Annotated in this window: 10 protein-coding genes and 3 pseudogenes; 7 read left to right on the top strand and 6 right to left on the bottom strand. The window is 57.8% G+C overall.

Features of this window, described 5'->3' with window-relative positions; all coding sequences use genetic code 11:
- Positions 1 to 108 precede the first annotated feature (108 nt).
- Both BLQ92_RS20335 and BLQ92_RS20330 read left to right on the top strand, forming a co-directional pair.
- Entirely contained in the window at positions 109 to 1,479 is a 1,371-nt protein-coding gene (locus BLQ92_RS20335; RefSeq protein ID WP_143016640.1) for a TniQ family protein, read from the top strand.
- 284 nt (positions 1,480 to 1,763) lie between these two features.
- Positions 1,764 to 2,915: pseudogene (locus tag BLQ92_RS20330) on the top strand (IS30 family transposase); the annotation flags it as partial.
- Positions 2,916 to 2,946: 31 nt separating this feature from the next.
- On the opposite strand, the pseudogene BLQ92_RS20325 reads toward BLQ92_RS20330, so the two are convergent.
- The 3 genes and pseudogenes from BLQ92_RS20325 to BLQ92_RS20315 all read right to left on the bottom strand — a co-directional run.
- Positions 2,947 to 3,141, bottom strand: a pseudogene (locus BLQ92_RS20325) (DDE-type integrase/transposase/recombinase); the annotation flags it as partial.
- Positions 3,142 to 3,224: 83 nt separating this feature from the next.
- The gene (ltrA, locus tag BLQ92_RS20320; protein ID WP_090686345.1) at positions 3,225 to 4,742 is read right to left on the bottom strand and encodes a group II intron reverse transcriptase/maturase; all 1,518 of its coding nucleotides are present in this window, start codon (positions 4,740 to 4,742) and stop codon (positions 3,225 to 3,227) included.
- A gap of 979 nt (positions 4,743 to 5,721) precedes the next feature.
- The gene (locus tag BLQ92_RS20315; RefSeq protein ID WP_244106162.1) at positions 5,722 to 5,970 is read right to left on the bottom strand and encodes a helix-turn-helix domain-containing protein; all 249 of its coding nucleotides are present in this window, start codon (positions 5,968 to 5,970) and stop codon (positions 5,722 to 5,724) included.
- Between the two features lie 225 nt (positions 5,971 to 6,195).
- On the opposite strand from BLQ92_RS20315, the gene BLQ92_RS20310 reads away from it, so the two are divergent.
- The 3 genes from BLQ92_RS20310 (at position 6,196) to BLQ92_RS20300 (ending at position 8,665) form a co-directional block, all read left to right on the top strand.
- Positions 6,196 to 6,627, top strand: coding sequence for a hypothetical protein (locus BLQ92_RS20310; protein ID WP_143016638.1), 432 nt, complete (start codon positions 6,196 to 6,198; stop codon positions 6,625 to 6,627).
- Between the two features lie 343 nt (positions 6,628 to 6,970).
- Entirely contained in the window at positions 6,971 to 7,633 is a 663-nt protein-coding gene (locus BLQ92_RS20305) for a type IV toxin-antitoxin system AbiEi family antitoxin domain-containing protein (RefSeq protein WP_090686342.1), read from the top strand.
- A gap of 588 nt (positions 7,634 to 8,221) precedes the next feature.
- Entirely contained in the window at positions 8,222 to 8,665 is a 444-nt protein-coding gene (locus BLQ92_RS20300; RefSeq protein ID WP_090686341.1) for a hypothetical protein, read from the top strand.
- Between the two features lie 345 nt (positions 8,666 to 9,010).
- Here the strand turns inward: BLQ92_RS20300 and BLQ92_RS20295 are convergent, their stop codons facing one another.
- The 3 genes from BLQ92_RS20295 to BLQ92_RS20285 all read right to left on the bottom strand — a co-directional run bounded on the left by BLQ92_RS20295 (position 9,011) and on the right by BLQ92_RS20285 (position 10,708).
- Positions 9,011 to 9,721: an IS6 family transposase gene (locus tag BLQ92_RS20295; RefSeq protein WP_425312472.1), complete on the bottom strand. Its 711-nt coding sequence runs from the start codon at positions 9,719 to 9,721 to the stop codon at positions 9,011 to 9,013.
- 253 nt (positions 9,722 to 9,974) lie between these two features.
- Positions 9,975 to 10,415: an IS3 family transposase gene (locus BLQ92_RS20290; RefSeq protein WP_175772225.1), complete on the bottom strand. Its 441-nt coding sequence runs from the start codon at positions 10,413 to 10,415 to the stop codon at positions 9,975 to 9,977.
- A complete protein-coding gene (locus tag BLQ92_RS20285; protein ID WP_090686338.1) occupies positions 10,412 to 10,708 on the bottom strand; it encodes a transposase in 297 nt (98 codons plus the stop codon). Before BLQ92_RS20285 ends, BLQ92_RS20290 begins: the two co-directional genes overlap by 4 nt.
- Positions 10,709 to 10,734: 26 nt before the next feature.
- Between BLQ92_RS20285 and BLQ92_RS20280 the strand changes: the two are divergent.
- Together BLQ92_RS20280 and BLQ92_RS20275 are read left to right on the top strand one after the other, a co-directional pair.
- Positions 10,735 to 11,363 (top strand): annotated as a pseudogene (locus BLQ92_RS20280) (IS6 family transposase).
- 279 nt (positions 11,364 to 11,642) lie between these two features.
- Positions 11,643 to 12,191 carry a hypothetical protein gene (locus BLQ92_RS20275; RefSeq protein ID WP_090686337.1) on the top strand — a complete coding sequence of 183 codons (549 nt, stop codon included), beginning with the start codon at positions 11,643 to 11,645 and terminating at the stop codon, positions 12,189 to 12,191.
- Position 12,192 lies beyond the last annotated feature (1 nt).

Below are 12,192 nucleotides of genomic sequence, written 5' to 3'. Positions count from 1 at the left end.
GTCGATCGTCCGACGCCGTTTCGCGGAAAATGCTTGCATGTCTGGAAGGCGCTATGAGCGAAATGGACGCGGGACTGCAGACAGTCAAAATCCATACGGTCTCAGGGTATGCATGCGATCACCGGCGCTGATCTCGCTCCACTGCCACACGAATCGACTTACGCGGTGTTAGCACGCCTCGCCGACTTGAACGTATGGACAAGGGCTGGTGTTGTTCGCGCATTCTCAACAGGAGGCAAAGGCACCCGCGACTTTCAGTTTATGGACTGTGGTCTGCGCCTGCAGGATCGCCTCAATGAATTGGCTGGCTGGTGCTGGAAACCTGCCGAGCTCGGGGTGGAAGACCAGTTGCCAAACCTCCGCCGCATTATGTGGAGCCCGGTGTTGCGATTTTGTCCCGTCTGTATGGCTTGTGGGTTCCATTGCATATGGTTTCAGCTCGCGGCGATGCATCAGTGCCCGCTACACGGGTGTCTATTGACTGACTCGTGCGAGCACTGCGGCGCACCGGTCGGTGAGTACCGGGTTTGTGCACGGCTTTTCAACAAGCCGTTTCGCTGCACGCGCTGCGGCGAATTTTTCTGTGGTGAACCGTTTCAGTGCGGAGACGAAGATGACGTTCGCCGGCACGGCGCGTTCGTGGAGCGGGCGTTCTCGCCGGTGTGTGCGTGGTTCAATGATTCGATCCGCAAACTTCGGTTTCTGGATGCGATTGCCAGCCGGTGGGCATACGACATCCCGGTGCTGCAACGACTTCAGGCGCAAATCCTGGCGGGAGCTATGGAAAATTGTCATCCGTTGCCATCGAGTCTGAAATGGGACATGGCTATTCCCGTAGACATACTGGCATGGCGTCAGCAGAGCGTGGGACCGCTCCGTGACGTCGGCGACATGCCGAGCCGGTACGGTTACCTTTGCTATGGCCGCCCGCTTCAGGTTTATCGCTCGGTGCTTCGCACGCTTAGCCGATTTGTCAGTTCGCGCGAAGGTTTCCTCGGGACGGTCGGGCCGCGAGGCGATCCACAGTCAGGGACGGAGACAGGTCGTATGGGTAATCTGCAACAGGCGTACTTTTTGTTGCGCAGGGCATTTGAGCGGTCGGCGGGCTATGCGGTAGGTCCCAACTTTCATGGCGTTGTTCTGTATGAAGACGCCTTTACTACCGCGCTGGTCGGCGACGTGCTTGAACGACTCGCCTGTCGTGTTGTGCTTTTAAGCGCGTTCTCGGTGCTGGCGGCACTGGCTCCCCGGTTATCTGCAAGGGGGGAGCTGGACAAGGCGCTGCCCCGGCTGCCCGTATCCAGCCTGGCGGCATTCATAGGGGTATCCGTTGGGGGCTTGCACCATTGTGCTGCAATTTTGCCGAGGATTGACGATCTTCTTGAACGGCTAGGATATCCTGATCGGGACGGGGTAGAGATTATCGATGTGATCAATCAAACCCTTAAGTCGTCGGATGTCCGGGACATGCCAGATTAGCGGTCCCAGGATGGCAAGCGTCGCGATCGGGTGCGGTCGCTGTCTTTGCGCGTATCACTTCAGCGCGAGCTTCGGGCTGCCCAGATGTGAGCAACGTGCTTACTTTCTGAGCAGTCCAGAGTAGAGCGTCGCCATTCCATCTCTGTCGCTCGCATACCTCGTCGGACAGGACCACCTGATCACAACGCGCTCGCCGCTGACCTCGTGAACGAGGCGAGCCATGGTGTAGATTGTCAATTACGATGGCCGCCCGTGCCAAGATAATTGTCGTTCTCTACCTGTCTGTCGCTGGTCGATACCTGTCGTTCGCTGAGCGAGAAGAGATAGCATTGCTTTCGGTCCAAGGCCTCGGGGTGCGCGAGATCGCCCGACATATTGGACGCAATCCATCAACCGTTTCGCGAGAGCTCACGCGCAACGCGGCGACACGTAATGGGTGTCTCGAGTATCGTGCTTCGGTCGCGCAGTGGAAGGCGGAACGGTTCGCCAAACGACCAAAACCAGCGAAGCTGGCAACTAATGCACGTCTGCGCCAATACGTTCAGGATCACCTGGAGGGCAAAGTACGTGACGCCAATGGTCGTGAAATTGCCGGGCCCAGACAGGCACCGTTCAAGGGGCGAAATAAGCCACATCGCGGTGACCGAAAGTGGGTTAACGGCTGGTCACCTGAACAAATTGCTAATCGGTTGCAGGCTGATTTCCCGGATGATGAGTCTATGCGCATCTCTCACGAAGCCATTTATCAAGCGCTCTATATTCAAGGGCGCGGCTCGCTCAAGCGCGAGCTGGTGGGTTGCCTGCGCACCGAGCGCGCGTTGCGCGTTCCCCGGGCGAGAGCGCGTGCCAGGGCTTGGGCGCACGTCAGCGAGGAGGTGATGATTTCCAGTCGGCCTGCCGAGGTGCAAGATCGTGCTGTGCCAGGCCATTGGGAGGGTGATTTGATTATCGGCTTAAACCGATCAGCCATCGGGACGTTGGTGGAAAGATCAAGCCGCTTTACGATGCTTGTGCACTTACCTCGCGAGAAAGGCTATGGGCTAATTCCACGCACGAAAAACGGGCCTGCGCTCGCCGGCTATGGAGCTGTGACGATGGCCAACGCACTCAAGAAGACCGTGGCGGACTTACCAGCTCAGTTGTGGCAATCATTGACTTGGGATCGTGGCAAGGAGCTGTCCGATCACGCCCGCTTCACGATCGAGTCCGGCGTGAAGGTGTTCTTCGCTGACCCGCACAGCCCATGGCAGCGTGGTACGAACGAAAACACCAATGGCCTTCTACGACAATACTTTCCAAAGGGCACAGACCTGTCCCGGTGGAGTGCTCGCGAGATCCAGGCCGTTGCTAACACATTGAATTCCAGGCCCCGGAAAACACTTGGCTGGAAGACGCCTGCGGAGGCCTTGGACGAATACCTAAAATCTGTTCAATAATCCAGTGTTGCGACGACCGGTTGAATCCGCCTTGCGAGCCTCTGTCGGAGTGATGTATCAACGTTCCATCGCCGTCTGGGCGCCGCGCATAAAGTGCCTGTTCAAGTGCATCCAGAACGAAGTCTGTAGTCATCGACGAACTGACGCGCCAACCGACAATCCGTCGGGCGAACACGTCGATCACGAAGGCCACGTAGAGCCAGCCCTGCCACGTCGAGAGTGGAGTAAGAGACCGGGCGTAGTCGAGCTATCTCCCGGCCTCTCTTCCCCGAACCGGACTTGCACCTCTCAGCGCATCCGGCTCTCCATTCAAGCGTTGCTCATAGCAAAGGCGACATCGGCATAGCGCGATTCGATGTTGCTGCGTGTCTCGTCGCGCATGATGTACGGATTTTCCGACGGGCTACGCCACCTGAACTGGCTCTTCCGACTGGTAACAAGACGCCGAAGCGCCACCGTCCCATACCAACCCCGACTATTCTGGCCTTGAAGCAGCCATGTCTTGGCCTGTCCCGGTTCTGGCGCACGCACATGATCGCGCATCAGCGACCTGAACCCGCGCCGATACCTGCGCGCGAGCCAGTAGCCGAATTTCCAGAAGACCGTGCGGTCCAGTTTTCTGAACATGGTGGCCGTGAAGTCGGTGTATTGGTAGAAGGCAGCCCAGCCGGTGATCTGCCGGTTCAGGCTTTCCATCAGGTCCATCCGGTTCATGCCGTAGTTGCCCGACAGTTGCTTGACTAGCCGCTCGGCAAAGCCCCGATACTTCTCCCACGGAATCGTCGTCACCGGCCGCATGCGGCCGCGTGGTCCACGCTTGCGGATGATGCGGTGACCGAGGAACACGAAGCCATCGTTCACGTGTGTGATATGGGTCTTCTCCATATTCAGCGTGAGCTTCAGTTCGCCTTCGAGGAACTCACGGCATGCTTCGCGCACTGCCTCGGCATGTTCGCGAGTTCCCTTGACCACGATCACAAAGTCATCCGCATACCGACAGTAGGCAACAGCTGGTTTCCACTGCCGGTTCTCTCGTACCGTAATGGGGCGCTGTTTGAGAATGGCGAAGTTCCACGCCCACCGATCCTTCCGCACCTTCTTGTTCAGGTAGTTCCTTTCCATCCACACATCGAATTCGTGCAACATGATGTTGGATAACAGGGGTGAGATGACACCGCCCTGGGGAACGCCTTCACTCGCGGCACGAAACAGATCACGATCAACGCAGCCCGCCTTGATGAACTTCCAAAGCAGGGCAAGGAAACGCTGGTCGGCAATGCGCTTGCGGATTCCCTTCAGAAGCAGACGATGATGAACGGTGTCGAAGTAGCTGGCGAGGTCGCCCTCTATAACCCAGCGTCCGGCGACACTTTGTTCGCCACCGTCCTGCAACTGAAGCTTCACCGTGCGAATTGCGTGATGTACGCTACGGGCAGGCCTAAAGCCATATGAAGCCGGGTGGAAATAGCTCTCCCATATCGGCTCCATCGCCATCAGCATGGCCCGCTGCACGATCCGATCCCGCAGGCTCGGAATGCCAAGTGGCCTGAGCTTGCCGTTCGCTTTCGGTATATACACGCGTCGTGCAGGCAGCGGACTATACGAGCCCGCCAATAGCTCTTCGCGTATCGTCGCCAGTTCATGCTGGAGATTTGCTTCCAGCGTGCGTCTGTCGACTCCGTCCACGCCCGACGTGCGGGCTCCGCTGGATGCCAGCGTAATACGAGCCGCTTCACTCAGCCAATCCTTGTCAGCAATCAGTCTCAGGAGTCGATCGAACTTGCGCTCTCTGTTCTCCGTCGACCATGTCGCCAGTTTGCTTTGCATTTCACTGATTATCAAAGGTCTTCACCTCACTATGGTCAGTTAATCAACCCAGCAAACCACTTAAACTGCCCCCCTTCGCCATGTGGCCGGCTTTCCCGACCTCGGACTACTACGGAGGCTCCGTCAGCCTGCACATCATCGGGGGCACACTCCCTTAACATCTGTGCAAGCCTTCCCCAGTTCACATGCTGGACTCAACGCATGGGCGAGGTTGCCTGTCGCAGTCTTTATCCTTGCTTGCCGCAAGTCGTCGCGCACACCACGGTCTAGCTGCGCGCTCCCCGTGGTTCCATGCTGACCAGCATACATATCCAGTCAGTATTCGTGCCGCCGGGCCTTATGTGTGACCGGCCGCAGTCCGCGTCCTGCCCATGAAGCGGTGTGGGCAAGGGTGAAATTTCAACCCTCAGATGCGTTTAAACAGGTTCGTGTTCCTCAACCGTCCCATGCTCAGCCTAGAAGCTCATCTTGGCGTAACCGCTTCGCCTCAAGCTCCGTTTCCCACGGACTTCGTCACCTTGCCAGTGTCGGCAAGTCACCGCCGCTTCGGCTCACTTCCTCTCGCAGCAGAGGAAGGGCATACAGAAGTACAGCACAGATGGATAAGGATAACTAGTCCATAAGCTAATATCGCATGAGAAGAGCCGGACAGCTTGGTCCTGTCGTTGTACGAGCATCGATGCGCTGGAATTTCATCCCGGATGTGCACTCGGATTCCGAAACTGATCGATGCCTGCTTCCGATCTCTCGAATTTATTTACATACGGCACGATTTGCGCAGATGTGTCTGTTGCATGCTAAACAGCATGGAAAGACGGAGTCGACGATGTTGGTAGTACAAGCACATCGAATTGTTTACGACCGATTGCCTGTTCAACAGCCTCCTTGAAAGGCGAAGCATCATCAGGCAACGAACGGAGCTCTGACTGTACGACTGCGAGGAGCACGTGAAAGTCTAAGGCCACAAAAACGAGCAACGCTATTCGTGCGCGATGTCGTATTTTTCAAGCCCGCTGACCTCAGAACGAACTAATTGCCCCAGCTCACGAACTTCCTGTGGGGTCAGGCCGACTGCGTATGCGTAGAAGAGAACACTCAAGGGATGAACGCCAATCGCTCGTGCGATTTCGTCGAGCTTGTCTAGCGTAGGCGTCTGCTTTCCGAGCTCGAGCGCGCTTAGATAGGTCCTACTGGAGACGCCAAGACCGTCCTGAGAGACGCCGCGCATTTTGCGTGCTGCCCTCAGTCCGCGCGCGAGGCCAAGACGAAGCGACATCAGTCATGTAGGTAAATTTGAAGATGTAACTGTCGTCGGATGCACACAATTACGCTACAATTGATAATGTGCAAAATGTAACAGCCGATCCCGTGCGAGCCGTACCTCGACTGGCCCAGAGCGCAGTGTTGCGCAGCTGATTGCGCTCGGGGCAGTTAGACCGGTGACTTAAGTCCGTTGATTTTTCTTGAAAACATGCTGCTCACAAAATCTCAGTGGGAGACGCCGTTCCGGAGGAGGCATGACCCGTTCAATCGGTGGCGCCTCGCTGGCATCAACCATATTGCTACGACGTTCCTGGTACGCGCTGCCGGGACGAGGCCCGATGACCCCGACGGTTATTCGTTTATCGTCGCGGATCCGTCGATCCTCGTTTCGGTCTTGGAGGGGTACGGCGCAACAAAGCCTCGTTTGCTGGCGATCGACTGGGAAACGATGGTTCCTGTTGCGAGCCTGTGGTCGTACCTGTGCTCCGATCGTGGATCGAACTTTCTCGCCTATGCGGATGCGCATGGTCGCCTGCGAGCATGCGAGCCGCAGCAACCTGATCCTCTTGAAGCGAGCAGCAAGGTGCTTGTCTGGGCGCATGCTGATGCAGACGCCGCCTAACCGACAGCTTCGGCATAAGCATGGACGGCGGGACTGCCGGGCGTCTCTGCGCAGGCATCTGTCTGTATGAAATTTTGATGCAGCGTTCTCTGCTCTGGATGGCCCTTGCTGCGTTTGTACGCGAATCTGTGTCGCTGCGTTTCCTGCATGGACACCGCGACGCGATACATCATCCGGTGGAGGACTGCGTATGAACGGGTGTGAGGTCGTATCGCCAAAGCATGCCGATTTACCATGCGGCTTCTGATCTGGCCCGAGGCCGCCGTGGCGCGACAGCCCCGCATAGTCAGGCATGAATCAGTGCATCGACGTGTCGTCAAAGGTGACCAACTGAGGATCCAGCATGCAGGACGCAACAGAAATCGTGCAGTTCCTCATGGATTTCGCGCCACGTTCACAGCCGGTGGGCTTGCGTTACTTCGCGGAGCTTGAAATCGACTCATCGCAGGTCGGCAAACTCGTAAAACAAGGATGGTTGCGACAACTGTCTGAAGACGCTTATCTGCTGCGTGGAGACCAGCCGGGCATTGATGGAACGATTGCCTATTTGCAGGCATACGCTTCAAATCTCCACGTGGGAGGAAGGGCCGCGCTGGAGTGGCACCGGATGATGCACCATCTGCGCTTTCGCGACCGGATTGATTTATGGGGCCGCGGATATTGCAATATCCCCGGCTGGGCGGTGGAAAGGCTTGCGTGTTCCTACTATTCCCTGCCTCTGTTCGATGCGCGGATGGATGAAAGCTACGGATTGAAGCCGCTTGCGTGGCGCCATCCACAGGTGCTTGTTTCGGTCCCGGAACGTGCAATTCTCGAATACGTGAGTGTCTCGCTGGACCTGGTCTCGATAGAAGACGTGAGAGCCGTCATCGGGAGCCTTAGAAACATTCGGCTGAATATCCTTCAGGAACTGGTCGATCGCTGTTCACGAAGAGACGTAGTATGGGGGCTAAAATTTCTCGCGGAGGATGAAGACATAAGCTGGGCTCGTCAGTTGCGCGTCTGAGCACCGTGGTGCGATGGCAGCGGTAATCGTGGCCCCGAGTACGGTTTAAAAACCCGTCGATGAGCTCGCATGCCCGCTTGAGCGTCGACGTCGTTTGCGGGCTCTGGGCGCGCTACCGACAGTGGCGCTAGCAGTTCGATCGAACGCTTATTCGAAGGGAGCAGGGACGGATATTCGATGGTCGGTCGGCATAGAGAAAGCCGGCACAGTTTTCGAGACCGACACCGGCGAGCCACTCTCGTACGCATGGTGATCTGCGTGGCAGTCGTAATCGGTGCGGCGGTATTCTCACGCCCGGGATAGTCATGCGATGTATCTCCGGGTAGATGATGTTCCGCTTGTCCTGATCCCGGTCACCGAGGAACCGCGCGAAGTGCATTGCTACACACAGGATCGGGGTGTGCGACGGAAGAGCGGTTTGTCGGAACCGCTAGGTTGGCTACCGTTGTCCGGAGTAGCAGGAGACGGGTATGCGCGCGAGGCTCAACCGAGCCGGCCCGAAAGTAGGGCCGAAATTTTTGTCTTTCGCCACCGAGGCCACGGTCGCCTCGTGTAGATCTGAGACTCAAGATCCGCCGGAGTTGCTCCATGACAGACCATCCCGAGCATAACCTCGCCACGACGGTGGCCATCAGGTTCCGTGACGAGATTCTCGGAAAAGGGTGGCCCGACGCTCGTCATGTTGCCGAGCTGGCGGGCTTTTCTACCGAACAGAAGCGTACGGCGTATGCAATCCAAGCTCGAGCGACAGGCGCTTTGCTAGGTGTCTGGTCTGCGCCCCAGCATCGGTTCATCTATCCGGACTTCCAGTTCAATCGATTGGGCATTCTCCGGAAGGACGTTGCTGAACTTCTCGCCGCCTTGCCGCCGAACAACGACGATCGCGGAGGCTGGCGACGTGTTTTCTGGCTCTACCGGCCACATCCATTGCTGGACGGGCAGACGCCGGCAGACGTGTTTGCGAACGCCCCGGTTCGCGTGATCGAGGTCGCAAGAGTGGAATTTCAGGGCGATCCCGGGACGGCCTGGTGAACCTGTGACCGGAATAGGATCGACGGCGGTTGCGGTTCGCGCTGGGCCGTGCGTATCCCTCTGGCCCGATAAGACCGCGTCCATCCAATCTTCAGACTCGGTGCCTTCCCTGTGTTGCTCGGCCCGAGGAATATTCGCCGGTTTGACGGGTGACCGCAAGATCGAAGTCGGATCGACTGAATCGCCGTCGGATGGTATTGTCGAAGTTGACATGGTGTCCTTCATCATTTCGCTAGCCTGCGAGCGGACCTGCGATCAATTGCCCCATTTCGAGCACATGCCCCCTTCCAAGGTTCTGGTGCAAATAGGAAAGCAGGTCCAGAAGTTTCATATATGCAGGATACCTTATTGATCGAATAGCACCGCATTCCATACGGCGGGTGCAGCGGCACTCTTGAGGCCGAGCTTCGCGAGAGCGAATTGGCCCTTGCGAATGCGATGCATCAACTCGATGCCTGAAATCGTGGTCGCGGCACTCCTGAACCGTTTGAATCCTAGCATCACGCTCGTTCTGGATTTGATGTGGCGATGGTCCTGCTCGATCACGTTGTTCAGATATTTTGAGGGCCGGACCTTCGTGTCTGCAGGCAGCAGACCATCGGCCTTCATCTCGCGCACCGCGCGGTGTGAGGCAGCATAACCATCGAGCGTGATGGTCTCCGGCGACTGGCCCTGATGCCTGAGGGCCTTGCTGAAGAAGGCTTTGGCCGCGGCCACGTCGCGCCTCGCCCTGAGCAAGAAGTCCACGGTCTGGCCGGCCCGATCCACCGCACGGTAGAGGTAGACCCACTTGCCACGAATTTTCAGGTAGGTTTCATCGACACGCCACGATCGACCTGCAGGTGCGGCAAAGCGGTTCCAGCGTTTGACGAACTCGGGCGTATAGCGCCTCACCCAGCGCAGGATCGTCGTGTGAGCAAGCGACAAACCCCGTTCGGCCATCATCTCTACCAGATCGCGTAGGCTGAGCTTGTAGCGCAGGTACCAGCGAACGCACAGAATGATGATCTCCCGATCAAAATGGCGTCCACCGAACAGCTCCTCCAGACTTTTCAGCTTGCTCATCGCAGGTCATCGGCTCGTTTTGCTCCGACAACTCTAACCGATTCTCCGACCTTATTTGCACCAGAGCCTCTTGGCGTAACCGCTTCGCCTCAAGCTCCGTTTCCCACGGACTTCGTCACCTTGCCAGTGTCGGCAAGTCACCGCCGCTTCGGCTCACTTCCTCTCGCAGCAGAGGAAGGGCATACCCCGGTACTGCAACGCCAACTCCTCCGGAGTCCTGCATTCCAAACATGCTCAAGCAGCTTTACCCCCATACGGGCGGGCTACGCTGGCTGGGCGTACTATACGTGATGTCCGAAACCCACGCGCGATTGGGTTCGCCCACGTCAAACTGCCGGTCGAGCACGTTCTCTGCCACGGGTAGCGTATGCCTGCTGTCGGTCGTCGAGACGAACTTGCGCTTCCAGCTCGTGCGCAGGCCCGCTTCGCGCATCAGCGTACGCACCCGGTAACGACCAATACGTAGCCCTTGCTCCCGCAGCGCATGCATCACACGCCGGCTTCCATAGCCCGCGCCGCTGGCAGTGAATGCTGCCTTGACGTGCGTTCGTTCCTGCAGACTCTTTGCGCTCGGCTTTGCACGCCGGTGCGCATAGTAGCCAGAGCGGCTCACCTGCAAAAGCCGGCAGGCGTGACTGACCGATACGGCCTCCTGTTGCAAGTGAGTCACCACGCGGTAAGTCACTTCAGTTCCCGGGCAAAGAAGGCCGACGCTTTTTTTAGCAGCGCGTTGTCCTCTCGCAATTGCCGGTTCTCTGCTTCAAGTTGCCGGATGCGCTGCTGTTCAGCTGTCAGCGGCTTGCCCTCGCCGGGGCCGCCTGCGCGTTCCGCATCGTACTGCGCCACCCAGCGCCGCACGGCTGTCTCAACCAGGTCCATCGACCGGCTGACTTCGCTGACCGATAACCCCTGGTCTCGTACCATCCGTACCACTTCCAGTTTGAAGCTGGCGTCAAATTGTCGGCGCCTTCTTGTCATCTATTGTTTTTCCTCGTCGATTCAGGATTGTCCTCCTATCGACCTGTCCGAGGAAATTAGACCATCACAGCCTTCGGCATCTTGAAGAGATAATGGCGGAGCGCGGGCTGTCGGTCGACCACTCGACGGTGCATCGCTGGGCGCTGAAAATGTTGCCGCGGCTGGAGAAGGCGTTTCGGTGCCGCAAGCGGCCGGTTGGCGGATGGACGAGACCTATGTGAAGATCGGCAAGGAGTGGAAGTACCTGTACCGGGCCGTCGACAAGGCGGGCGGCACCATTGACTTCCTGCTGCGAGCCAAGCGGGACAAGGCTGCGGCCCGCCGCTACTTCGAGAAGGCGATCGATCAGAACGGCGCACCCGAGACTGTGACGATCGACAAGAGCGGCGCGAATCTGGCCGCCTTGAAAGACATCAACGCCGAACGCGAGGAGCCGATCAAGGTTCGTCAAAGTAAGTACCTGAACAACATCGTCGAGCAGGACCACCGAGCGATCAAACGGCGAACTCGCTCGATGATGGGCTTCAAGAATTTTCGATGTGCGAGGATAGTGCTCGGCGGCATCGAAGTAATGCATATGATCCGAAAAGGGCAAATGAAGTCGACTCGCAAGAATCAGACAGCTGCAGAGCAATTCTATTCGTTGGCTTTCTAAGGAATTCTGGGGATCCCAGGGACGTCTGTCGACCTTCGTCCTTATCGCGACAGAACCCGCCAGATACAACGTTATCGCCTCATTGTTATCGCCGTTTCCATAGCCCGCTTAAGCTCATCTTCACGTGCCACACGGCGATGATGGGGTTGATGCAGGTCAATCCGTCCACGCACTGATCACCTACAGTGACTCTGACTAGTTAGCAACGGCTATCCCCGGCGACTCACCGCAGCGCATGGGTGACATCTTTACACTTGCGTACTCCAGAAGGAGGTGTTCATGGCGCCCGAATTCCGCACTCCATTTGAAATGTACCTTGCGAATCTTGACATCGCGTTGCGCATGCTCACGTCGGCGCAGGAATGGCGTCAGCACGCGTGTGCGCTCGAAAAGCTCCGCATCGAGCGCTATGGCGACGCGCTGCGGCGCACGCGTGAGTCGGCCGCCATCGCGAAGGACTGGAACGAATGCCAGGCGAGCTTCCAGGCGGTGCTGAGTGACTATCTTGCCACCACTTCGAATATCTGGCAGCAGAGCGTGGGGCTCGCGGTGCGCAATCGCGGTGCATTCGGCGAAGCCGTGCGCGACGCGCTAAACAACTGGCAGTCAGCTTGGGCCGATCAGTGGAAAAAGGCCGCAGATGTGAGCGGAAGTGGCGCACCCCTGCGTGAATGGCTGCAGCACCTCGAACAGATGGTCTCAACGGGGCCGGACAGCTGGGCGTTTGTGCAGGCTGCTCCACAACCAGAGGGTTCGCGACCACATGCTCCGCAGCCTGTCGGCGCAGCCGCGGCCGGTGTTCGCACACGTCTTGTACGGGGAGAGTGAC

The organism is Paraburkholderia phenazinium, from assembly GCF_900100735.1.
GTDB classification, from domain to species: domain Bacteria; phylum Pseudomonadota; class Gammaproteobacteria; order Burkholderiales; family Burkholderiaceae; genus Paraburkholderia; species Paraburkholderia phenazinia.
Note: the sequence above shows the minus strand (reverse complement) of the source record. Positions and strands in the feature narration are given on the sequence as shown.